The organism is Tateyamaria armeniaca (assembly GCF_045797845.1).
Taxonomy (GTDB): domain Bacteria; phylum Pseudomonadota; class Alphaproteobacteria; order Rhodobacterales; family Rhodobacteraceae; genus Tateyamaria; species Tateyamaria armeniaca.
In genome coordinates, this window is the sequence record NZ_JBHDIY010000002.1 from 434,481 (window position 1) to 458,853 (window position 24,373).

Genomic DNA, 24,373 nt, shown 5'->3' on the forward strand with positions numbered 1-24,373 from the left:
GGGCATTTTCCGCAACCACCGCATAACCCCGCACTTATGACTAGGGAGGAACGACAATGAAACTACTCACCGCAACAGCCCTGCTGGCAAGCGTTGCCACAACCGGTGCCGTACTTGCCGATGGCCATTTGCCATTGCAGGAACTGCCCGGCATTGCAGACCGCGATCACTGGATACCGGGCGAAGTCAACGCGGAAGGCAAGCTGGAAGCACTGCAAGCCGTGGTCGGCAGCGAAGCGGTCGCCTTCAGCGGCACGCTGGATGCTCCGGTGCAGATTGCGCTGATCTACCCATCCGCGGACACGTCCGATTTCTGGGCGCGCAACTATCTGGCGATGACAAAACGGCTGGACGAACTGGGCATCGGCTACGAGACCACCGAATTTGCGTCGCGTCAGATCGAACACTCGCTGCAATCGACCTATGCAAGTCAGGTGGATCAGGACGCGGACCTTTATGACTACGTGATCTTTGGCCCATCGGAACTGGCCATTCAGGGCGACAACATCGAAAAGCTGGCCAAGAATGATGGCTTTTCCACCTATGTCTGGGCCTTTCACACGCCGCTGAAATTCCTCGACCCGCAACCCGCCGCATGGTTCGACTTTTCGTCCGCTGCGGGTGCGTTGACCATGTGCGACTACATGCTGAGCCGCCTTGGCAATGATGTCACGATGGCGATGAACCGGGGCATTCCGGGCATCACTGACAACCAGCGGTCGGGCGATTTCAAAGCCTGCGTCGAGGAAAAGGGCAACTGGACCACGGTCTATGAGCACTATGGTGAATACCAGACCGAAGGCGGGTTCGAGGGCACGTCCCTGATCCTGCAATCCTACCCCGAGGCCAAAATCATCCACAACGCCAACACGGCGATGGCGATGGGTTCGGTCGAAGCACAAGTCTCCATGGGCAAAGAGAAAGAGATTTTCTCGACTGGCTGGGGCGGCACGGGCCTTGAACTCGAAGCGATCCGTCGCGGCGAGTTGGACGCCACGCCCATGCGTATGGGTGACGATGTGGGTGCCGCCACTGCCGAGGCGATCAAGGCCGACCTGGAAGGGCGCGCGGATGAATTGCCGCTTGTCTTCCTTGGCCGCATCACCGTGGCCCACGACCAGATGAGCGCGGATGAACTCAACGCTTTGGAACAGGAGGCTTTCCGCTTCTCGGGCGTTGGCGCATTGACCCGCTAAGCACAAAATTGGCGGCACCCGATTGCGGGTGCCGCCACCCAACAGGACACCCCCTGAGCGCTTTGCACAAGACTGTTCCAATCCGTTGAACACGTCACTACCCTGTTGCAGAACCCGTGACACGTCACACAGCCCAAGGGATTGAATGCACCCCCTGTCCGACATCCGTGTCCTTGATCTGACCAACGTGCTTGCGGGCCCCTATTGCTGCCACCATCTGGCCCATCTGGGCGCCGAGGTGATCAAGGTCGAGGCCGTAGGGCGCGGCGATCTTGCCCGCGAACTGGGCGCTGATCCTGATCTGAACGCCAAGGGTATGGGCGTGTCCTTTCTAGCGCAGAATGCAGGCAAGAAATCTGTCACGCTCGATCTGAAGAACCCCAAAGGCAAGGCGCTTTTTCTGCGGCTGGTGATAAGTGCTGATGTACTGGTCGAAAACTTCCGACCGGGCGTGATGGACCGTCTGGGTGTTGGTTACGAGGTTCTGAAAGGTGTGAGACCAGAGCTGGTCTATTGCGCCATTTCCGGCTTTGGGCAGGACGGGCCGTGGGTGCATCGCCCGGCCTATGACCAGATCATTCAGGGTGCGTCCGGGGTCATGTCGATCACGGGCGATGAAAACAGCGCGCCGTTGCGCGTCGGCTATCCCGTGGCTGATACGATGGGCGGCATGACAGCGGCCTTTGCGGTGGCTGCGGCACTGAATAGCACGCCGCGTGGCGCATTTATCGACGTCTCGATGCTGGAATCCGTGCTCGCGTCGATGGGCTGGGCGGTCTCCAACCATCTGATCGGGGGTGTCGCGCCCAGCGCAAATGGCAACGAAAACATGACCTCTGCGCCGTCCGGCACGTTCCAGGCCCAAGACAGCCTGATCAATATTGCCGCCAACAAGGACGAACAGTGGGTGCTGCTGAGCGATCACCTTGGATTGAGCGCACTGCGCGACCGCCCCGAATACGCCACCCGCGAACAGCGCAAACTGAACCGCACCGCGCTGAAGGCAGAGTTGGAAAGCGTCCTTGCGACTCGTCCCGCGCGCGCGTGGGCCAAGGAGTTGAACCGCATCGGCGTGCCCGCAGGCGCAGTTCTGACGGTGCCAGAAGTGCTGGACATGCCCCAAATCGCAGATCGCGGGTTTCTGAACACTTACGAGGATGCACCCGGCGTCGGGCGCGACATCACGGTTGCGACCACTGGCATCAAGATCGACGGCGACGCCTTGTCTGTTGCAACGCCTCCCCCGATCCTTGGCGAACACAACGATACTGTCTGGGGTGAGCTGGGCATTGACGACGCGGAACTGCGCACCCTGAAAGAGGAAGGTGTCATATGAGCGAGACGGGTAAGGACGTATCGGACTGGTGGTCCACCGACATCATCGACATGGCACCGGGCGAAATTCGGATGCGCGGATACCCGATAGATGACCTGATCGGCCACGTGTCCTTTGCGCAGATGATCTGGCTGATGACGCGGGGGGATTTGCCAACCAACGATCAGGCCACCTTGCTGGAGGCCGCTCTTGTCGCCGCCGTCGATCACGGGCCGCAAGCGCCCTCGATTGCTGCGGCGCGGATGGCTGTAACCTGTGGTGTGAACCTGAACGGGGCCATGGCCTCGGCGGTCAACATGCTGGATGATGTGCATGGCGGCGCGGGCGAACAGGCGGTCGAATTGTACACATGGATCGACACGGCTATCCTCGAAGGGGCCGCCCCAGACGATGCAGTGGCCAAGATGGTTGACCGATGGCAGGCCGAACGCACTGCATTCATTCCCGGCTTTGGCCACCGCTTTCACACACCCGAAGACCCCCGCGCGCCCCGTTTGCTGGCGCTGGTGGATGAGGCTGCACGGGCAGGCACAGTCAATGGCCGCTACGCTGAAATCGCGCGCGGCATTCAAAACACGCTCAATGCACGCAAGGGCAAGCCGGTCCCAATGAACATCGATGGGGCAACAGCAGTCATCTTTTCCGAACTTGGATTTGCCGGACCGTTAGCTCGTGGGTTGTTTTGCCTGTCGCGATCTGTTGGTATACTTTCGCATGCTTGGGAGCAAATGAACCAGGGTGGACGGAACAAGGGTCCGACACCACCAGCTTACAAGTGGACGTACACAGGTCCGAATCCAATCGGACAAAAAGAGCGCGCCCTGAAAGAGGCCGAACCAAAAGACTGAAAAGACCCAATTAGGAGGAACACCATGAAATTTCTGAAACACACACGGCGCGATGCGATCAAGCTGGTCGCCGCGACAACGATGGCACTGGGCCTTGGCTCTGCCGCGATGGCAGACGGTCATCAGGTGGTCGACAGCATCCATTTCCTGATCCCCGGAGGCGCTGGCGGTGGCTGGGATGGCACGGCACGCGGCACGGGCGAGGCGCTCACGGGTGCGGGCCTTGTGGGCACGGCATCTTACGAAAACATGTCTGGCGGGGGTGGTGGCAAGGCCATCGGCTTCCTGATCGAAAACGCGGAAAGCAACTATGGCACGCTGATGGTCAACTCGACCCCCATCGTGATCCGCTCGCTCACTGGCGTTTTTCCACACAACTTCCGTGATCTGACGCTCGTCGCGGGCACCATCGGTGACTATGCCGCGATCGTTGTGGGCAAGGACAGCCCCGTCAACTCCATGGCCGACCTGTTGGCGGCCTATGACGCGGACCCAAGTGCAACAGCCATCGGTGGCGGTTCGGTGCCCGGTGGCATGGACCATCTGGTTGCAGCGATGGTGATGGAAGCAGCTGGCAAGGACGCGCTTGGCGTCAAGTACATCCCCTATGATGCAGGCGGCAAAGCGATGGCGGCGCTGCTCTCCGGCGAAATCGCAGCCCTGTCCACAGGCTTCTCCGAAGCGGTCGATCTGGCCGAAGCGGGTGAAGTGAAAATCATCGGCGTCACCTCGCCCGAGCGTGTGCCAGCGGCCCCGGATGCCATGACCATGATGGAGCAAGGCATCGACACAACCTTCGTCAACTGGCGCGGGTTCTTCGGCGCACCCGGTATGCCTGAGGAACAGGTTGCGGCCTATCAGGACGCGCTCGCCAAGATGTACGACACGCCCGAATGGGAAGAAGTGCGCGCACGCAACGGGTGGGTCAACATCCACAACAACGGCGCGGATTTCGAGGCATTCCTTGAAGATCAGGAAAAAGCCATTGGCGATCTGATGAAGAAGCTGGGCTTCCTCTAAACCACACCACCGGCAGAGCGGGACACCGCTCTGCCGATCCTACATCTGGGGGAGGGGAACATGGCGCTTGACCGTTGGATCGCACTGATCTTGCTGGGCATCTGTTTGGCCTATGGCTATGCCGCATGGTTCACGATGGACGCCGAACTGGCCCCCTTCATGCGCCGAAATCCGATCTGGCCCAGCACCTTTCCCAAGGTTCTGTCCATCCTCGGTATCATCGCCACCACTGTTATCCTGCTTGGGTTCGAGAAATCCGAACCAAAAGAGGCGGAAATCGACTACCGGCGTCTGGGTGACTATCATCTCGGGCAAGCCCTTATCCTGCTCGCCCTCATGGTGGCCTACGCCTTGTGCTTGCGCCCCCTTGGCTTTCTGTTTTCGACCTCGGCCTTTCTGATTCTCGGCGCCTATGTGCTCGGAGAACGGAAATACCTGATCATGGTCCTTGTGTCCGTGATTGCGGCCTTTGTCGTCTGGTATCTCGTTCAGGAAGTTCTTGGCATCTACATGCGCCCCCTGCCGGGCTTTATCGGAGGCTGATGTGCTTGAAGGAATTCTGATCGGCCTGCAAACGGCCCTGTCCATCCAAAACCTTCTTATGGTCATCGGCGGCTGCCTCATCGGGACATTCATCGGGATGCTTCCGGGGTTGGGGCCCATGTCCATCATCGCAATCATGATCCCGGTGGCAATCTCCATGGGCGATCCGTCCGCGGCGCTGATCCTGCTGGCGGGTGTGTATTATGGTGCGATCTTTGGTGGCTCGACGTCGTCCATCCTGCTCAATGCGCCCGGTGTTGCGGGCACGGTGGCTTCAAGTTTCGACGGCTATCCGATGGCGCGACAGGGCAAGGCCGGCAAGGCCCTGACTATCGCCGCCATTGCCAGTTTCGCAGGGGGCACCATCGGCGCGATCCTGTTGATGGTGTTCGCGCCTGCCCTTTCCTCCGTCGCGCTCCTGTTCCACTCGGCCGAATACTTTGCCCTGATGGTTGTGGGCCTGTCGGCCATCGCGGCCTTTGCGGGCACGGGCCAGGTTGCCAAGGCGATGATCATGACGATCCTCGGCCTGATCATGGCGACGGTGGGCGAAGGGGCGCTGTTCAACCTGCCCCGCTTCACCATGGGGATCATGGATTTGCAGTCCGGCTTCGGCTTTATCACGCTGGCCATGGCCATGTTCGCCCTGCCCGAAGCGCTGTTTCTTGTCCTCAAGCCCAAGGACCTGAAAGGCGATGAGGGTGAGATCAAGGATCTGCGCATCACACGCGCCGAAGCACGCTCCATCGCCCCTGTGATCGGACGCCAGTCCATGCAGGGCTTTTTCATTGGTGTCCTGCCCGGTGCCGGAGCCACGATTGCCAGCTTTCTCGGCTATGCCGTTGAACGCAACATCGCGACCAAGGCCGAACAGGAAGAATTCGGCAAGGGATCGATCAAGGGCCTCGCCGCACCTGAATCGGCCAACAACGCCGCGTGCACCGGATCGTTCGTGCCATTGCTGACACTGGGCATCCCCGGGTCGGGGACCACCGCGATCCTGCTGGGTGCACTGATTGCGCTGAACGTGACACCGGGGCCGCGCCTGATGCTGGATGCCCCCGAGGTGTTCTGGGCAGTTATCATGTCGATGTTCATCGGCAATCTGGTGCTGCTCATTCTGAACCTGCCGCTGATCCCCTACATCGCCAAGGTCCTGTCGATCCCACGCAACTATTTGATCCCGTTCATCCTCTTCTTCACGCTGATGGGCGCTTACATCGGGCAGAACAACGCGACCGAATTGTTGATCCTCGTTGGTTTCGGTATCTGTGCCACAGCACTCAAATTCGCAGATTACCCGCTGGCCCCGCTTCTGATCGGTTTCATTCTGGGCGGTATGATGGAGAACAACTTCTCCCGCTCCATGCAGCTTTATGACGGCATCAGCTTTATCTGGGAACGTCCGATGACCCTCGGGCTTCTGGTGATCGCGGTGATCCTGATTGTGCTGCCCAGCTACCGCGCGCGGATTGCGCGGCGCAAGGCAGAAGGGGTCGCAGACGGCGACTGATGAACAGCGACAGAGTGGGAGTGGCCGCTCTCACATCAGGCTGGGGCGGCTCTTTGCAATGACAGCTCAGCTCAAGCATTTGGTGGCAAGGTTCCCTTGACAGGCAATGCGCGCGGACCCTTCGGGCATCGCCACGTCCCATCCAGTTACGCCCGCGCCCGTGCCGATACAGCGCTCGCCCGCCTGTTCATCTGAACTTTCACCTATTTCACCGTCGTATGCGCGGTATAGCAACGCCCTTGTTCACACTGTCTTCAGGTCCACCGGTGTGCCGGTATCCAAGGATCGCTGCGCGGCCTCGGCCATGGCAAGGGCATCCACGCCGTCCTGCAAAGTGACGGGCATCGCGCTCGCCTCGGTCACCGCCGAAACAAAGGCTGCCCATTCAGCAGTGTATGCAGGCATGTACCGCTCAAGGAAGAAATGCACCGGCTTGGCACCGGTCACGCCCTCTGCGGTCGATTTGATCAGATTGTTTTCCAGCATATTCTGCGCCTGCAGCATGCCGCTCGCACCCAACACTTCGACCCTTTGATCATAGCCAAACGCGGCACGCCGCGAATTCCGGATCACTGCAATCCGTCCGTCGCCATAGCGCAAGGTGACCACCGCCGTGTCCACATCCCCCGCGGCCCCGATGGCCGGGTCGACAAGAGATGATCCGACCGCGTGGATGGTTTCGGGTAAATCGCGCATCAAAAAGTTGGCCATGTCAAAGTCGTGGATCATCATGTCGCGAAACAAGCCGCCCGACACCTTGATATAGGACACCGGGGGCGGTGCGGGATCAAAGCTGGTGATTGACAGCAATTCGGTCTTGCCGATCTCACCGGCTTCCAGCGCGGTTTTCATTGCTGCGAAACCAGGATCAAAGCGGCGATTGAACCCGACCATCACGGGCATCCCGTGCTTGGCAATGGCCGAGGCGCAACTGCGCGCCCGGTCAAGGCTCAGATCCACGGGCTTTTCGCATAGCACGGCCTTGCCTGCTTCGGTCGCGGCCTCGATCAGGTCGGAATGTGTGTCGGTAGGTGTCGCGATCAGCACTGCGTCAATGGACGGATCGGCAATGATCTCTTCATTGCTGCGCGCCTGCGCGCCGTAGGCCGTTGCCAGCTTTTGCGCGCTTTCGGGAATGAAATCAGAAACAGCCGCAAGGGTGCTCCCCGCATGGGCGGAAATCGCGGCGGCATGAACGACAGCAATACGACCTGCCCCAAGTAATCCGACTTTCAGCATATGTTCATCTGCCTGTGTTGGCGCCCATGGCGCAGGTTCAAAAGACTGCCCGCATCGTCAGCAAAACAGCCATCACGCCGACATCTCTACAAGGCCGAGGCAAGCAGCGCAAAGGCGTCTTACACCGAAAGGTTCTTACGCAGGTACGCTGCATCCACAGGCAGGTCTGAAAACAACGACCATGCGTGAATGCCCTGAAACAGGAACAGCTCCCATCCGGAAATGACTGTCAGCCCAGACGCAGCGGCATCCGTGAAAAATTTTGTGTTTACAGGGGTATAAACAGCGTCAAAGGCCCAATCCGCCCCGCGCATCGCTGTACCGGACAGCGGCGTGCCCGCGTAGCCGACCATTCCCACTGGCGTGCAATTTATCAGCCCCGCGACACCTTTGGCAGCTACATCGGCGTCGTCGAAAATCGTGACATGCATCCCGAAAGGGGCCAGCGCATCCGCCAAGGCGACGGCCTTGTCGTGATCGCGGTCGACCAAGCGTAGTTCTTTTGTGCCAAGGGTTGCCAGACCAAAGGCCACGGCCCGTCCCACCCCGCCCGCGCCGATCATCAGAACAGGCCCGGTGTCGTCCTCACCCCGCACCGCGCGATATGCCGCGACGAAACCGGAATGATCCGTGTTGTAGCCGACCGGGCCATCGGCCTCGAACAGAACTGTGTTCACAGCCCCCATTGCGCGAACCAACGGGTCGTCAATACGCACAAGCGACACGGCCCGTTCCTTGTAAGGATAGGTGATGTTCAGCCCGCGATACCCGTCGCTTTGACATGTCCGGAACACCTGTTCGAACGTGGCACCAAGCGTGGCAGGCACCAGCCGATCATAGGTCACGGCAATGCCGTTCTGCTCTCCGGCCAGAATGTGCAGGGCAGGCGCACGGGACGCCGCGATATTGTCACCGATAAGGCCAAGGCGCAGTGTCATGTTGGCAGCCCCTGAATGTCAGGAAGGCTGCACAGCCGGCGTGCTGCGTCCGGGCAAAGCCAGACGAACGGCATCGTTTTCGAAACTGTCAAAGCTTTTGATCCATGTCTTGCCCGGCCAGTGCAGCTCCATCGACCGGTCACGCGGGCGGTAGGCGGCGGTGTAAAGCGTCCCGAAACCGGATGAAAACGCGGTTGAATACAAAGGCGGCTTGAGGAAGGCCCCGATAAAACGCTCTTGGGATTCCGGGTGCAGGGTCAGACGCTGCAACAGATAGCGTTCGCGTTCGACCGTGGCTGTAAAGCGGGCGTGGCTTGACCATTCCACACGTTCCTGATGGTTCGTGGCGACAGGTGAATGGGTGATGATGGCGGGGCGGTCAGGGGCCAGATAGGCGGTCAGGAACCGCCGCTTGGTGTCCAGCACGGTGACGTTGTAACTCATGTGGCAAGGCATGCGTTTCAGCACGGCCTCGGCCTCGGGCACAGTGGTGCAGGTCTGCAGGATATAGCGCAGGATCAGTGGCACACCGAACCCGATCCCGACCTCGCGCCGCCCGCCGAATGTAAGGGACAGGGCTAGGCCCGCGTCGTTGATGCCATCGACCAGACCAAACAGGCCATCGCTGGTGCCCATCACACCGCGCCCCATCCATTTGGTTTTCAGCACGATGGCATCGAACGCGTCCGGGTCATAATCATAATTGCGCACGATCAGTGGCTGGTCGCCAGGCCAGACAGCCTGAGAACATCCGGCCAGATATCGCGGCGGACAATAAAAGCTGAGGAAGCGCGCCTCCATGTCCCCACCACCCGCCTGATCGCACAAGGCGTCGTAAAGGCCCAGCATCTCGGGCATGTGGGTGGCAAGTGCGCGGCGACACTCCGTATAGGTCGGTCTGCCCGACAGCCCCTCGCGCGACCACCATTTGGAATAGGCAGGCCAGTAATCGGCAAAAAGCCCGGACCAAATCGGTCCGGGCTCATCTTCTGAAAGTGCGCGAAAGGTAAGACTCATGAGCCCCTACATGATCTTGAACGCAGGCTCCTGCAAGGCCTGAGCCGAAGGAAGTGGACGTGCCGAGAACGCGCTCTTGATCCCGTCGATCCATTTCTTAGACTTGGCCGTCAGTTGGAAACTTTGCGTCATCGACCGGCCGCGGGTCACGAGAATGCCAAGGTCGGCCCCCTCGTAGCGGTAATCGCCCGGGCGCTGGATGCGCAGGAAGAACGCTTCGTCCTCGGATTCCACGGCGCGACGGTGATAGTCGAACCGGTCGAACACAACCTGGCCATCGGGCAGCATCTTGTAGATGCCGGACTCAGGCGCATTGGTGATGATGTCCACGCTGTCATCGGTGTGCTTGATCACCATCTGCGACCAGCTGTCGATCATGTCCGGGTCGGCCCAGCGTGCGTTCAGCTCCTCAACATCCAGCTTGAATGGCTTTTTGGAGAACTCCAGCAGGTGGAACAGGAACAGCGGCGCATCCGCATGGGCAAAGGCCGCGTGGTTGGTCATCGACGAGGCGCCGGTGATACGCGGGTTCAACTCGCCCAGCCAGATATCGCCCGTCTTTTTGTCGATCAGGAAATCGAGTTCGAAATACCCGCGATAGCCTTCCTTGCGCAGCTGCTCACCAAACTTAAAGGTCAACTCGCGTGCCTTTTGGCGGGTTTTGGGTGGGAAGGCGGTCGCGAAAATCTCGTTCCCGCACCAGCCACCTCGGTAGGGGTCAGATCCTTGAAGCCGACGAGTTCGGTCATCAGCGGGCCAACGATGGTGCCTTCCTTGGTCGCGCAGGCCTCGATCGCCGAACCGCGGCAGTCGATCCGCTTCATGATCTTGATTTCGCCCTCGCCTACGATCTCGTGCTCGTGTTTGCGGAAATCTGCTTCGGACTTGATAAAGAACGTGGTGTGGCCGCTGTCGCCAAAGGCGGATTGCAGCACCAGATCATGGCCGATCCCGGCCTTTTCGGTGATCTCGCGCAGATGTTCGTAGCTTTCAACGACACTCAGCGCGTTGGGCACGGATGGCACACCCGCCTTGTCGCCGATCCGGACCGTTTCGATCTTGTTGTCCATGGCGGTGCGCAGCTTGGCCTTGGGGAACCAGACTTCTCCGCCCAGTTCCTTGACCAGCTTTTCGGTTGTTTCGTCGAACATCAGGAACACGAATTTCGGCTTGCCGCCGCGCGCTTTGACGTAATCCACCACTTCCTTGTGCTGCAGCAAGTAGTTGTTGATGTCCTCAATGGACTGGAATTCGTCATGGGGCAGTTCAGAGGGGCACAACACGTTGGGGTGCCGCCCGTCAAAACAGTCCATATAGCAGATATATTTGAAGTTTTTCGTCCACTCATCCAACCCCAGCAGATTGAAGTTCGTGGCCGAAACGAAATAGATCGGGTCTTTGTTGGTGTGAAAATACCGGCGGATTTCCGAAATATTCTTGAGTGTCTTCTTCGGCATCGTAGATGTCCCTTTCTATTTCTTCTTGTGCGCTTCAAGCGCCTCTGGCGTGAAAATTCGCAAGCCAAGATCGTCGCGATATCCATGGATTTCGCTGACATCCAGAGCCCGCATGAATGCCATGATTTCAGTGCTGATCACCTGCCCCGGCACAAGGATTGGAAAGCCGGGCGGGTACGGGATGATGAAGGACGCGGATACTAGTTCTTCGCCTGCCTCCAGCCGCGTCATCAATGCGTCGTTCAAAGTCAGGTAGTCACAATTGTCCTCGTCGTAGGCGAGGAAGAACGCCCCCCGGATGTCGCCTTCGGGTGACGTTGTGCTGGCCCGGAACGCATCGTGGAACCGGCTGAAGTCAGGCAAAGGCGGTACGTCTTCAATCAGCGCCTTCACCCGGTTCTCGAACGACCGGCGCTCCATTTTGGAGGCGTCATCAAGAAGATCGTCCAACTCGTTCGCGATCTCGACCAGCACTTCGATCAGATAGGCGACAGAAGACCGCGTGGTGCCGATATTGGTCATGAACAGGACCGAATTGCGCGAGGTCTTGTTGATCTGGATGCCGTATTTGTCCATCAGGATCTTGGTCTTGAACGTGTCGCCGTCCCATCCTGTGCCGCCCACGGCCAGGGTCACGCGGGTCGGATCAAGCACGAATTCGTCCTTGGTCCAGATGTCCCACTTGTCCGACCATCCCTGATCGGCGTTGTAATAGGCGTTGACCCCGCTTTCGCGATACTGTTCGGGGATCATGTCGGCGGGCGTCAGCACTCTGAAATACTTTTTCAAGGTCGGGTGGGTCTGCACCGCCTTGCGGATCGCCATCGCGCTTTCGATCTGGCGCTGGACAAATTCGAACCCTTCCAGCTCAACTTGCCTGCGGCCTACATCAAGGCTGGCAATGATCTGGTAGTTGGGCGAGGTCGACGTGTGGGTCATGTAGGCTTCGTGAAAGGCTTGTTCGACTTCGCCTTTGAAATCCTGATCGTTCACATGAATCATCGACCCCTGCCGCAGCGACGTCAGCGTTTTGTGCGTCGACTGGGTTGCATAGGCACGCACGCGCGCATCCGGGGGTGGTACCAGCCGGGCGTCCAGCCACGCTTCTACATCAGCGCCTTCCAACTCGGCCTGCTGTGCCTCATAGGCGCGCTTGGCCTCTTCCGTGCGCAATGTCTCGCGCAGCGTGTTGGCCACCCCCATGGCCGTGCGCTGGCGGTAGGTGGGGCCAAAACGGGCAAAGGCAAACCACGCCTCGTCCCACAGGAACACAAGGTCTTTCTTAATGGCGAGGCACTCTTCCATCACCCGCTGCACGTTGTAGACAAGCCCGTCAAAGGTGCAGTTGGTCAGTGTGATCATGCGGACCTGATCCAGCTTGCCCTCGGCTTTCAGCTTGAGCAGCGTATGCTTGATCTCGCGCAGGGGGACAGCGCCGTACATCGAATATTCGTGCAGCGGATAGCTGTCCATGTAGACGACGTTCGCACCCGCCAGCACCATCCCGTAGTGGTGGGATTTGTGGCAGTCGCGGTCCACCAGAACGATGTCGCCGGGATGGACCAGCGATTGCGTCACGATCTTATTGCAGGTCGATGTGCCATTCGTGGCAAAGAAGGTCTGCTTGGCACCGAAGGCGCGGGCCGCCATGGTCTGCGCTTCCTTGATCGGGCCGCGCGGTTCCAAAAGGCTGTCGAGGCCACCGGACGTGGCCGAGGTTTCGGCCAGAAAGATGTTGGGGCCATAAAACGCACCCATGTCCTGAATCCAGTGGCTGCGGCTGATCGATTTGCCGCGGCTGATGGGCATGGCGTGAAAGACGCCGGTGGGTTGCTTGGAATACTCGACCAGTGCGGTAAAGAACGGCGTCTTGTAGCGCCGGTTCACACCCCGCAGGATGTTGAGGTGCAGTTCAAGGAAATCTTCCTGATTGTAGAACACCCGCCGACATTTGCCGAGATCGAGGCCCGCGATATCTTCGGCGGAACGGTCGGTGATCAGGTAGGCGTCAAGTTCGGGGCGCACCTTGGCGATCAGGCGGCACGCCTCGGGGCCATAGTCACCCGGTTGCATACCATCCACGTCTTCGCTGTCGGCGGCCTGATGCAGATACTTCTGCAGGATCGGCATCACGTTCTCAGATTTCAGGACCAGCCCCGGACGCACAACGACAGCCTGCACATTGTGATTGAACAGGATGCCCATCAACGCATCCTCAAGACTGGGGACGACAACGGGTTCATAAATGAACGGGTCTTCGGGACGGCGTACGCGATGCAGGTTGTTGCGCAGGAACCGTTCCTGATGTTCGTTGACGTTGTCCACGATCAGAATTTCAAAATACGGACGCCCCATTGCGCGATCTTCGAGGGACAGCGCCGTTTCATCCTCGAAATCCTCGTTGTCGAGATCGCCGCTGTTGATCGGAATGGTACGGCGGCGATAGGCCCCGGATGTCAGCGCACGGGCGACACGCCGCACGGCCAATGACAGTTCTTCGATGCTGCGATGTTCCAGCATACGCCGCAGTTGTTCGAACGCATGCGCACCGGGAAAGGCCCAGTACAGCTCAATCGGCGCGAGCGCTTCGAACAGGGCCTCGGCGGTGGCCAGCAGCTTTTTGCCCTGCCGCCCTTCGATGCCATGCAGATGCAGGGACTCGGCAGTTTCCCGCAGAGAACTCCACCTGTCGGCCCGCAACTGCGTGGCGCTGTAATATTCGCTTATCGATGTCAGCTTGCTGGGGTCGGTCGACTGGATGTTCATTCGTTCGTCCTTTTGCTTGCACCGATTGTGTCGATGCGGGCCCTTGCGTTCAGTTCAGGACCCGGTTGTTCCTTTGAACATGGGGATGGGCTGGGCGGCCGACTGGGCCTCGCCCTCAAGAGCGGTGCGTGGGTCGGCGACGTCGACACCGGCAAGTGATCCCTTATGGGGTGTTTTGAGCGGGCCAAGCGTGTGCAGGTAGGCATCCGTCCCGCTGCTGCGGTCATAGATGGAAAAGTCAGCCTCGCGGTCGCGGAAGCTTTTGAGGACCTGGCCCAGCCCTTTGAGACCGGTTTCGCGCTGGCGGCGCACCATGTCGAGGTCGATTTCGATGGGAAACATGTCCTCTTGGCCTGCCGATTGGTGCAACACTGTCGCTGTCGGATCAACGACGAGTGAGCGGCCAGAGCCACCGGCGGACAGGCCGTTGACATCAAAAACATAGCACTGGAATTGCGCCGCAGTCGCGCGGGCAATGGCAATCTCGGCTTCGCGATCAGTGGTGCCTGTCAGGACGGGGTGCAACAGCACCTCGACCCCTTGGCTGGTCAACTGGCGCGTGGTTTCCGGGAACCAGATGTCATAGCAGATCGACAGGCCGAACCGGCCCACGTTCGGCACATCGAACACACAGAAATCCGTCCCCGACGACACACCCGCCTCGTAGGGTTTGAACGGGAACATCTTGGAATAGCGGCTGACGATTTCGCCCTGCGGGTTGATCACAACCGACGTGTTCAGAATGCGCCCGTCTTCGGTCTTTTCGAACATCGAACCGGGGATCAGCCAGATCCCGTACCGCCGCGCATCATCCTGAAACTGCGCGATGGTGTCGTTGGGAAAGGGCTGTGCAAAACGGTCCAGCGGACCAAACGGTGCCAATTCGGAAAACAGCACCATCTGTGTCCACGGAAACCGGGCCATCAAAATCTCTATGCGCTGTCGCATACCCTCGACGTTGGACTGGAGGGCGCCTACGTGCATCTGCACGCCGGCAATGGCAAAAGGGGTCATTCGGTAAGTTCACTCCGTTGATAGATCATTGGATCGACGCACCTGCGCCCACCCTGTTTGTTTGTCTCAGGCGGCGACGGGTTCCCGCCGGGCCGCACGGCCACGTTGCAGCATGATGATCAGGGCCAGCAGACCAAGTGCGGGCAGGAACATCAGGTACTTGGTTGGCTGGGCCACAGGTTTGCGCACGATGTCGACAGTCTGGTCCCAATCGAACCCGGCCTCTGCCGCCGGACTGCCAAAGGCCACGTTGTCGATGACGACCGAGTCGCCGTTGACAATGTATTCCAGACCCGATGCCAACAGACGATCGGCACCTGTCTCGCCCTCGCCCACAGGCAACAGCGCGGTAAAGGTCACCGGATCGCCCACTGCGTTCAGGCCACTGACCTGCAGCCTCAGGTTTTGCCCTGGTTCGGCCTCCATCGCGGCGGTTTCGATCTGTGCCGGTGGCACGGCCTCGTAAGGTGGGGCCACCATGTCCATCCAGAATCCCGGACGGAACAGGGTAAAGGCGATCAGCAACAACGCGATGGTTTCATAGAACCGGTTGCGCGTGAGGAACCAGCCTTGCGTGGCGGCTGCGAACAGCAGCATCGCAATCGTGGCCACGACAAAGACAAGTATACCCTGCCCCCATCCCACATTGATCAGCAGCAGGTCCGTGTTGAAGATGAACAGGAACGGCAGGGCCGCCGTTCTGAGCGAGTAGAAGAACGCAACCACACCTGTTCTGATCGGATCACCACCCGACACGGCGGCAGCGGCAAAGCTGGCCAACCCAACAGGCGGTGTCACATCGGCCATGATGCCAAAGTAGAACACGAACAGGTGCACTGCGATCAGGGGCACGATCAGACCGTTCTGCTGGCCAAGCGTCACGATGACGGGGGCAAGCAGAGCGGACACAACGATGTAGTTGGCTGTTGTCGGCAGGCCCATGCCAAGGATCAGCGACAGGATCGCCGTCAGCACGAGAATGGCCATGATATTGCCACCTGACAGCACTTCGACCACGTCCGCGAGGGCAGAACCAACGCCGGTCTGGCTGACTGCCCCCACGATGACACCCGCCGTCGCCGTGGCGATGCCGATGCCGATCATGTTGCGCGCACCGGCCACCAACCCTTCGATCAGGTCGGTGAACCCTGCATTAACCGCAGCGCCGAATTGCCCCTCGCCCCGCAGGATCGCCATAATGGGACGCTGCGTGATCAGAATGAAGATCATGAACGACGCCGCCCAAAAGGCCGACAGGCCGGGCGACAGGCGGTCGATCATCAACGCCCAGATCAGAACGACCACAGGCAGGATGAAGTGCAGACCGGACCGGATCGTCGGACCCGGAGGGGGCAGTGACGTGACCGGCGCGTTGGGGTCTTCCATCTTGAGCGGCGGTTCGCGCGACGCGATCCACAGCAGCCCGATATAGACAGCCACCAGAAGGCCGAACACGACATAGCTGGACACGTCGCCAAATGCGGGCCGGATCCATCCCATCAGGAAATAGACCGCAAAGCTGAGCGCGCAGATCGCAGCAATGGTGAAGGATGTGCTGATCAGCCATGCGACCAGCGGTTTGGGCGCAACGGCGCGCGGCAGCCCCTCCATGCCCGCCTTCATCGCCTCAAGGTGCACAATATAGACAAGGGCGATGTAGGAAATGACCGCAGGCACAAAGGCCGCCTTGACCACATCAAAATACGGAATGCCGACATATTCGACCATGAGGAAGGCCGCAGCCCCCATGACAGGCGGCATGATCTGGCCGTTGACCGAACTGGCCACCTCGACCGCGCCCGCCTTTTCGCTGGAAAAGCCCACCCGCTTCATCAGCGGAATGGTGAAAGTGCCGGTGGTCACCACGTTGGCGATGGACGAACCCGAGATCAGGCCCGTCATCGCCGAGGACACAACAGCCGCCTTAGCTGGACCGCCACGCATGTGACCCATCAGGGAAAACGCGACCTGAATGAAGTAGTTGCCCGCGCCCGCCTTGTCCAAAAGCGAACCAAACAGAACGAACAGGAACACGAAGGATGTCGAGACACCCAACGCAATGCCGAACACACCCTCGGTGGTGATCCACTGGTGGTTCACGACTTCGGACAGGTTGTTGCCCTTGTGGGCAATGATCCCGGGCATCAACGCACCAAGGAACGTGTAAACAAGAAACACAGTCGCGACGATCATCAGGGCCGGACCGAGGGCGCGGCGCGTCGCCTCAAGCAGCAGCAGGATACCGATCACAGCAACCACATAGTCCTGCAGGATGGGTGCGCCGACGCGGCCCGCAATGCTGTCGTAAAAGACGTATAGATAGAGGGCCGATATGGCCCCAAACACGGCCAGACCCCATTCCCACAGTGGGATGCGATCCTTGGGCGATCCCAGCAGGATGGCAGCGATCAGGGCGACACCGGGAATCGGTATCCACCATGTCGGCACGCCTTCCTTGGCGCCGTACATAAAGAGAAATGTCAGAACCACCGGCACGCCGATGCCCAGGACCAGTTGAACCGTGCTGCGCGCCGCCGGGTAGGCCGTAAAGGCAAGCAGCAGGGCAAAGGCAAGGTGGAAAGACCGCGCTTCGGTGTCATTGAAGACGCCAAAGCCGAGCATGAATGGAAAGGGCGATGCGATCCAAAGCTGGAACAGCGACCAGATCAGGGCCACCGCGACCATGAACTTGCCGACAGGGCCTGCCGGCGATCGACCGCCGGTGTCGGAGGAGGCGACAAGTTCATCCAACTCTGCCTGACTGAGACCACCCTTGCCTGCAGCTTCGTTTTCAACCGCTGCGGCCTGGAACTGTTTGTCATCGCTCATTGGTCATGTCTCCCCGTGTGTCCGGATGCGCGCTTTGGATGCTGTTGTCCAAATTCGACGCAGGATGGCGGCCCCGACATGCGGGACCGCCTTTTGGCTTCAAACGATCAGGATCACTCGATCCAGCCACGCTCTTTGTAGTATTGCGCAGCACCGGGGTGCAGCGGAGCGCTGAGACCGTCAGCAATCATTTCCTCTTCGCTCAGATTGGCGAAGGCAGGGTGCAGACCCTTGAAACGATCAAAGTTGTCGAACACGGCCTTGACCACGGTGTAAACCACGTCATCGGCGACATCGGCAGATGTCACAAACGTCGCCTTCACGCCGAATGTCTGTGTGTCATTGTCGTTGCCGGAATAGAGACCACCGGGGATGGTCGCCTTGGCATAGTAGGGGCGTTCCGACACCAGTTTGTCGATGGCTTCACCGGTCACATCAACCAGACGCGCATCCACTGTGGAGGTCGCCTCCTGGATCGAACCGTTCGGGTGACCGACAGTGTAGATGATGGCATCGACCTTGTTGTCACCCAGCGCGGCGGACTGCTCGGCTGGTTTCAACTCGGAGGCCAGAGCAAAATCGTCAGCCGATTTGCCCATCGCGCCCAGCACAACGTCCATCGTGGCGCGTTGGCCCGATCCGGGGTTGCCGACATTCACACGCTTGCCGAACAGATCATCAAAGGTTGCGACACCGCTGTCGGCACGCGCAACCACTGTGAACGGTTCGCCATGGACGGAAAAGACAGCGCGCAGCTTGTCATATCCTGCACCTTCAAATTCGGAAGACCCGTTGAAAGCGTGGAACTGCCAGTCGGACTGGGCCACACCCATGTCCATGTCGCCTGCCTTGATCGCGTTGATGTTGGCGATGGACCCACCGGTCGACGGTGCCGTGCACTTGAGGTTGTGCTCGGCCGTGCCGCGGTTGACCAGCCGACAGATCGACTGACCGACGACAAAGTAGACGCCCGTCTGGCCGCCTGTGCCGATTGTGATGAACCGCTCTTGCGCCACTGCGACCTGCGCGGTCAGCGTGGCCGCGGCCATCATTGATGCCAATTTAAGATACTTCATGAGTTTCTCCCTTTGTTAAACTCGCTGCGGCCTTATTGCTGACCGTTAATGCTTCGACGATAGCAGACCGGATCATTCCGGCAACCAAGTTGCACGCATAGGGGGCAACTCTTCTGTAACACACTGTTTCAAATAACAAATACCGCCCATCAGAACGACGGGGGCGTACAAGCACTGACAATCACGCACGGCTGATCGCCAATATTTCGAAACCGGTGCGGCAACCGGCTGTCAAAGATGTATCCATCGCCCGGGTTCAAAACCCGCACCTGATCTGCCACGGAAATCTCGATCACACCGGTGATGACGACACCCGCCTCTTCGGCGTCATGGGCCAGCATATCTGGGCCAGTGTCGCTGCCGGGCGGGTAGGTTTCGTGCAGGACCTGCAGGCTGTGCGTGCCTGCGTTTCCCAACTGGCGCAATGACACCCGCGCCGCTGCATCACCCAGACCGATGTCTTGCGGGGACAGCTCAACAAACTCATCCGCGCTGAAGAAGAATTTGGGCGCGCCGTTTTCCTCCACCTCGGAAAAAATTCCGACATGGTCATCGGAACGGCATCCAGCAGACGCTTGAGCGAGGCCACCGAGGGGCTGCTCTTGTTCTGTTCGATCAGCGAAATCGCGCCATTGGTCAGCCCCGCACGGGCCGCGAGGTCACGCTGCGACAGGCCTTTGGCTTCGCGTACTGCTTTGAGTTTACTGCCGATTTCCAAAAGCGCTTCTTTCTGAAAGCATCCGTTAAGAATAGTAAGCACACGTTTCAACAGCCGTCAACGTCAATGTTACAGGGCTTTCAGGCCCCGCATTCCCGCACAATCTGGGCGACACATCGCTCCATATTGACAAATATACTAATCGGAGTATGAGGATTTTAATCAACCACTGTTCTCAAGGCGGAATCATCCATGAGCACCACAAAGAAAACCACTCGCACCAAAAAAGCAGCTGCCAAGGCACCCAAAGCCCGCAAGGCAAAGGCCGTGACCGCACCCAAAGCCGCAGCGGCCCTTGCCGAAATGGCAACCGATGCGCACATCACCCCGCTGACCGAAGTGGCGCATGTTGCCCCGGTCATAGGCAGCAACGCAGACTTGCTCGCCCGTCGCGAGGCCGCAGTGCCACGCGGTGTCGCCTCTGCCGCGCCCATTTTTGCCGCACGCGCCGAAAATGCCGAACTCTGGGACGTTGAAGGCAACCGCTATGTCGATTTCGCCGGTGGGATCGCAGTGCTGAACACCGGGCACCGCCACCCCAAAGTGGTCGAAGCTGCCAAAGCGCAGGAAGACCTGTATACGCACACCTCGTTTCAGGTTGTTCCTTACGAACCTTATGTTGCGCTGGCCGAAAAGCTGAACGCACTGGCCCCAGGCGATGCACCAAAGAAAACACTCCTCGTGACCACCGGCGCCGAAGCCGTTGAAAACGCAGTCAAGATTGCCCGCGCCCACACGGGCCGCCCCGGCGTCATCGCGTTTTCGGGTGGTTATCACGGTCGCACATTGCTGACGCTTGGTCTGACCGGCAAAGTGTCGCCCTACAAGAAAGACGTCGGCCCCTTCCCTTCCGATATCTTCCGCGCGCCCTTCCCCGATGCGCGCACTGGCGTGACGGTTCAGGATGCGTTGAATGCGCTGGAAACCCTGTTCCTGACCGATGCCGATCCGGACCGCGTCGCGGCCATCATCCTCGAACCTGTTCTGGGCGAAGGCGGCTACATCCCCGTCCCGACCGAGATGTGGCACGCCCTGCGCGCCATCTGTGACAAGCACGGCATCCTGTTGATTTCCGACGAAATTCAGGCCGGGTTCGGGCGCACAGGCGCATGGTTTGCAATTGAGCATTCCGGCGTTGTGCCCGACATGATCACAGTCGCGAAATCGATGGCAGGCGGATACCCGATTGCCGGTGTCATCGGACGTGCCGATGTGATGGATCTCGCTCGCACCGGGTGGTCTGGGTGGCACATATGGCGGCAATCCCGTTGCCTGCGCCGCTGCCTTGGCCGCAATTGAGGCGATCGACAGCGAAGGTCTGCTGGCCCGCTCGACAGCGCTTGGCGAAACTTTCCGCGCCCGCTTTGCCGAAATCGGTGCCCGCACAGCCCCCTACCGCATGTGGGACATTCGCGGTCTGGGTGCGATGCTGGCGGTCGAATTCGTGACGGACTTTGACACTGCCAAACCTGATGCGGCCTTTACCAAGGCGGTTATCGCACATGCTCTCAGACGCGGGCTGATCCTGCTCGCCTGCGGCATGCACGGCAACGCACTGCGAATCATGGTGCCCCTGACGGTATCCGACGCCATCATCGAAGAAGGCCTCGCCATCTTCGAAGCCGCTTTGGCGGATGCCGTCACGGATGAGCAGCGCATGGCCGCCGAATAACGGCTGTAACCCAACCACTTCTCCGGCACGGTCCACCACGCCCGTGCCGGAGAAGCCTTGCAAGACTCCGCGTGCAGTGCACAATCGGCACACGCGAGGATGGACCAACACGTTTCGGGCCTGACTCTTGCCCGGCGCAGACGCGCTGAAACATTCAGGAGCCCGCCCATGTCCCATATCTTTCCGCGCCACTCCAAACTGAACGCACCCGTCGCGGTGTCAGGACAGGGCTGCTATCTGATCGATCTCGAGCGGCAAGCAGTACCTCGACGGATCGGGCGGTGCGGCAGTGTCCTGCCTTGGCCATGGCGACAAAGTTGTGACCGAAGCGATCAAGGCACAGCTTGATCAACTGGCCTTTGCCCATACCGGTTTTTTCACCTCTGAACCTGCCGAAGCGCTGGCGGATCTGTTGATCGAACATGCGCCCGCGGGCCTCGACCGTGTCTATCTGGTGTCAGGCGGGTCCGAAGCGACCGAGGCCGCGATCAAACTCGCGCGCCAATATCACGTCGAGAAGGGCGAACCGGACCGGGGCCGCCTGATCGCCCGCAAGCAAAGCTACCATGGCAACACGATCGGTGCGCTGAGCGCCGGCGGCAACGCGCGGCGGCGCGCGCAGTTTGCACCCTTGTTGCTGGACGTCAGCCATATTGATCCGGTCTATGAATATCGCCTGCGTCATGACGGTGAGAGCCTTGAAGACTACGGCCTGCGCGCTGCACAAGCCCTTGAGGATGAAATCCTGCGTGTTGGCCCCGAAACGGTCATGGCCTTCATGGCCGAACCGGTCGTGGGCGCGACGGCAGGCGCCCTGACTGCGCCGCCGGGCTATTTCAAACGCATCCGCGAGATTTGCGACAAATATGGCGTGCTGCTGATCTTGGACGAAGTCATGTGCGGCATGGGGCGCACGGGATCGCTCTTTGCCTGCGAACAGGACGGCGTGTCACCCGATATCCTGTGCATCGCCAAGGGGTTGGGGGCCGGATACCAGCCCATTGGGGCGATGCTGTGCAGCAGCGATATCTACGACGCGATTTCGAACGGCACCGGGTTTTTCCAGCACGGTCATACCTATCTGGGTCACCCGGCTGCGGCGGCAGGCGGATTGGCGGTTGTGAACGCCCTGCTGGATCGCAACCTGATCCCGCGCGTGCGCGAACAGGGTGACAAACTGCACGACCGGCTTGTGGCCCGTTTTGGCCAGCACCCCCATGTCGGCGATCTGCGCGGGCGCGGCCTGTTTCGTGGCGTCGAACTGGTCGAGGATCGGGATACCAAGACGCCCTTTGACCCCTCTCGCGGGGTGGCAGGCAAGATCAAGAAGGCAGCGTTCGAGGCCGGTCTGATTTGCTACCCGATGTCGGGCACCATTGACGGCAAGACCGGCGATCATGTGTTGCTGGCCCCCCCGTTCATCATCGAGGACGGCCAGCTTGACGAGTTGGTCGACAAGCTCGACACAGCCATTTCCGCCGTTATCTGATCTTCAAGGACATTTGATATGACGCGCTACAGCCTTCTTTTTGCGTCCACAGTGCTGACGCTTGTCAGTCTGATTGCCCTGTTCTGGTCAGGCTGGATGATTTTGTTCGTTGCACTCTTTGCGTTCCTGACCGCCCTTGGTGTCTACGACGTCATGCAGCCCAGCCATTCGATCCTGCGCAACTACCCCGTCATGGGCCATTTGCGGTTCCTGTTCGAAGGCATCCGCCCCGAAATTCGCCAATACCTGATGGAAAGCGATCAGGACGAAGAACCGTTTTCGCGCGATCAACGCTCGCTTATTTATCAGCGCGCCAAGGGGGTCGAAGACAAGCGCCCCTTCGGCACCCAGCAGCGTGTTTACGACTCGGGTTATGAATGGATCACGCATTCCGTGGTCCCGCAGCACCTGACCAACCACGATTTCCGCATTACAATCGGCGGCCCGGACTGCAAAAAGCCCTACGAGGCATCCATCTACAACATATCCGCGATGAGTTTCGGATCGATGTCGGCAAATGCCATTCTGGCCCTGAACACAGGTGCCAAAAAGGGCGGCTTTGCTCACGACACCGGCGAAGGCGGGATCAGCCGCTATCACCGCGACGGCGGCGGCGATCTGATCTGGGAAATCGGATCAGGCTATTTCGGCTGCCGCACCCACGAGGGGCGGTTTGACGTCGAAAAATTCGCTAAACAGGCCCGCGACCCGCAGGTCAAGATGATCGAGGTGAAATTAAGCCAGGGGGCCAAGCCCGGACATGGCGGCGTCTTGCCTGCCTCGAAAATCACCCCCGAGATCGCCGAAGCCCGCGATATTCCCATGGGCCAGGATTGCGTGTCGCCCTCGGCGCACCCCGAGTTTTCGACCCCCATCGAATTGATGCAGTTCATCGGCACGTTGCGCGACAACGCGGATGGCAAACCGGTCGGCTTCAAGCTGTGCATCGGGCACCGGCGCGAATTCATGTGCATCGTCAAGGCAATGATTGAAACCAAGATCGTGCCGGATTTCATCGTCATCGATGGCAAAGAGGGCGGGACAGGCGCGGCGCCTCTGGAATTTGCCAACCACGTCGGCATGCCACTGGTCGAGGGGCTGACATTTGCCCACAACACGCTGCTGGGTGCCGGTCTGCGCGACCGGATCAAGATCGGTGCCTCGGGCAAGATCGTGTCGTCCTTCGATATGGCCAAGATGCTGGCCTTGGGCGCGGACTGGGCCAATTCGGCGCGCGGCTACATGTTCGCCATTGGCTGCATTCAGGCGCAGGCCTGCCACACGAACCACTGCCCTGTGGGTGTGGCGACCCAAGACCCACTGCGCCAGCGTGCGCTGGTCGTGCCGGACAAGGCCGAACGGGTTTACCGGTTTCACAAAAACACCCTAAAGGCATTGGCAGAAATGACCGGGGCCGCTGGTCTGGCTCATCCCAGCGATTTTCGCCCGCACCACCTGCTGATGCGCGAGGGGGACCGCAACATGGTTACCGGCCAACAGGTTTATCCCTACATGCCGGACGGGTTTCTGCTGCGTGCAGAAGAAGATAAATACGGCTATCTCAAACGCTGGAATCGCGCCCGCGCCGACAATTTCGAACCCTTCGACGTCGAATAGCCCGGCACCCGTCAGGTCAGAACGGTTGCGTCTTGCGCGCATTTTTGTCTGAACTTGCCCACGCCCTGTCGGATTTGCCATGGCG

General features: G+C 59.7%; 15 protein-coding genes and 4 pseudogenes. 9 read left to right on the forward strand and 10 right to left on the reverse strand.

The features are described from left to right. Nucleotides 1-56: 56 nt before the first annotated feature. From ACERZ8_RS02190 to ACERZ8_RS02215, 6 genes are all read left to right on the forward strand, one after another. Nucleotides 57-1,196: a substrate-binding domain-containing protein gene (locus tag ACERZ8_RS02190; RefSeq protein WP_407590482.1), complete on the forward strand. Its 1,140-nt coding sequence runs from the start codon at nucleotides 57-59 to the stop codon at nucleotides 1,194-1,196. Nucleotides 1,197-1,341: 145 nt separating this feature from the next. Then, a complete protein-coding gene (locus ACERZ8_RS02195; protein WP_407590483.1) occupies nucleotides 1,342-2,532 on the forward strand; it encodes a CaiB/BaiF CoA transferase family protein in 1,191 nt (396 codons plus the stop codon). After that, nucleotides 2,529-3,380: a citryl-CoA lyase gene (locus tag ACERZ8_RS02200; RefSeq protein ID WP_407590484.1), complete on the forward strand. Its 852-nt coding sequence runs from the start codon at nucleotides 2,529-2,531 to the stop codon at nucleotides 3,378-3,380. The genes ACERZ8_RS02195 and ACERZ8_RS02200 overlap by 4 nt, the downstream gene beginning before the upstream one ends. A gap of 81 nt (nucleotides 3,381-3,461) precedes the next feature. Then, nucleotides 3,462-4,400, forward strand: coding sequence for a tripartite tricarboxylate transporter substrate binding protein (locus tag ACERZ8_RS02205; RefSeq protein WP_407594132.1), 939 nt, complete (start codon nucleotides 3,462-3,464; stop codon nucleotides 4,398-4,400). A 60-nt stretch (nucleotides 4,401-4,460) separates the two neighbouring features. After that, entirely contained in the window at nucleotides 4,461-4,943 is a 483-nt protein-coding gene (locus ACERZ8_RS02210) for a tripartite tricarboxylate transporter TctB family protein (protein WP_407590485.1), read from the forward strand. Nucleotide 4,944: 1 nt separating this feature from the next. Continuing rightward, nucleotides 4,945-6,456 (forward strand): tripartite tricarboxylate transporter permease, encoded by a 1,512-nt coding sequence (locus ACERZ8_RS02215; RefSeq protein WP_407590486.1) that lies wholly within the window; start codon nucleotides 4,945-4,947, stop codon nucleotides 6,454-6,456. 243 nt (nucleotides 6,457-6,699) lie between these two features. Here ACERZ8_RS02215 and iolG read toward each other — a convergent pair whose 3' ends face one another. From iolG to ACERZ8_RS02265, 10 genes and pseudogenes are all read right to left on the reverse strand, one after another. Further along, entirely contained in the window at nucleotides 6,700-7,695 is a 996-nt protein-coding gene (gene iolG, locus ACERZ8_RS02220) for an inositol 2-dehydrogenase (protein WP_407590487.1), read from the reverse strand. Nucleotides 7,696-7,814: 119 nt separating this feature from the next. Continuing rightward, the gene (locus ACERZ8_RS02225) at nucleotides 7,815-8,633 is read right to left on the reverse strand and encodes a shikimate dehydrogenase family protein (protein ID WP_407590488.1); all 819 of its coding nucleotides are present in this window, start codon (nucleotides 8,631-8,633) and stop codon (nucleotides 7,815-7,817) included. Nucleotides 8,634-8,651: 18 nt separating this feature from the next. After that, nucleotides 8,652-9,650 carry a C45 family autoproteolytic acyltransferase/hydolase gene (locus ACERZ8_RS02230; RefSeq protein WP_407590489.1) on the reverse strand — a complete coding sequence of 333 codons (999 nt, stop codon included), beginning with the start codon at nucleotides 9,648-9,650 and terminating at the stop codon, nucleotides 8,652-8,654. A 6-nt stretch (nucleotides 9,651-9,656) separates the two neighbouring features. Beyond that, nucleotides 9,657-11,107: pseudogene (locus tag ACERZ8_RS02235) on the reverse strand (biotin carboxylase). A gap of 15 nt (nucleotides 11,108-11,122) precedes the next feature. Then, nucleotides 11,123-13,873: an aminotransferase class I/II-fold pyridoxal phosphate-dependent enzyme gene (locus tag ACERZ8_RS02240; protein WP_407590490.1), complete on the reverse strand. Its 2,751-nt coding sequence runs from the start codon at nucleotides 13,871-13,873 to the stop codon at nucleotides 11,123-11,125. A gap of 54 nt (nucleotides 13,874-13,927) precedes the next feature. Continuing rightward, nucleotides 13,928-14,887: a carbon-nitrogen hydrolase family protein gene (locus ACERZ8_RS02245; RefSeq protein ID WP_407590491.1), complete on the reverse strand. Its 960-nt coding sequence runs from the start codon at nucleotides 14,885-14,887 to the stop codon at nucleotides 13,928-13,930. A 66-nt stretch (nucleotides 14,888-14,953) separates the two neighbouring features. Next, complete coding sequence (locus ACERZ8_RS02250; RefSeq protein ID WP_407590492.1) at nucleotides 14,954-17,716, reverse strand: TRAP transporter permease; 2,763 nt, start codon at nucleotides 17,714-17,716, stop codon at nucleotides 14,954-14,956. A gap of 113 nt (nucleotides 17,717-17,829) precedes the next feature. Continuing rightward, nucleotides 17,830-18,792, reverse strand: coding sequence for a TAXI family TRAP transporter solute-binding subunit (locus tag ACERZ8_RS02255; RefSeq protein WP_407590493.1), 963 nt, complete (start codon nucleotides 18,790-18,792; stop codon nucleotides 17,830-17,832). 149 nt (nucleotides 18,793-18,941) lie between these two features. Then, a complete protein-coding gene (locus tag ACERZ8_RS02260; protein WP_407590494.1) occupies nucleotides 18,942-19,319 on the reverse strand; it encodes a cupin domain-containing protein in 378 nt (125 codons plus the stop codon). Between the two features lie 71 nt (nucleotides 19,320-19,390). Continuing rightward, a pseudogene (locus ACERZ8_RS02265) lies at nucleotides 19,391-19,552 on the reverse strand (helix-turn-helix domain-containing protein); the annotation flags it as partial. A 261-nt stretch (nucleotides 19,553-19,813) separates the two neighbouring features. Here ACERZ8_RS02265 and gabT point away from each other — a divergent pair. The 3 genes and pseudogenes from gabT to ACERZ8_RS02280 all read left to right on the forward strand — a co-directional run bounded on the left by gabT (nucleotide 19,814) and on the right by ACERZ8_RS02280 (nucleotide 24,288). After that, nucleotides 19,814-21,182 (forward strand): annotated as a pseudogene (gene gabT, locus ACERZ8_RS02270) (4-aminobutyrate--2-oxoglutarate transaminase). A 168-nt stretch (nucleotides 21,183-21,350) separates the two neighbouring features. Beyond that, a pseudogene (locus ACERZ8_RS02275) lies at nucleotides 21,351-22,671 on the forward strand (aspartate aminotransferase family protein). An 18-nt stretch (nucleotides 22,672-22,689) separates the two neighbouring features. After that, nucleotides 22,690-24,288: an FMN-binding glutamate synthase family protein gene (locus tag ACERZ8_RS02280; RefSeq protein ID WP_407590495.1), complete on the forward strand. Its 1,599-nt coding sequence runs from the start codon at nucleotides 22,690-22,692 to the stop codon at nucleotides 24,286-24,288. The last annotated feature ends 85 nt before the right edge of the window (nucleotides 24,289-24,373 follow it).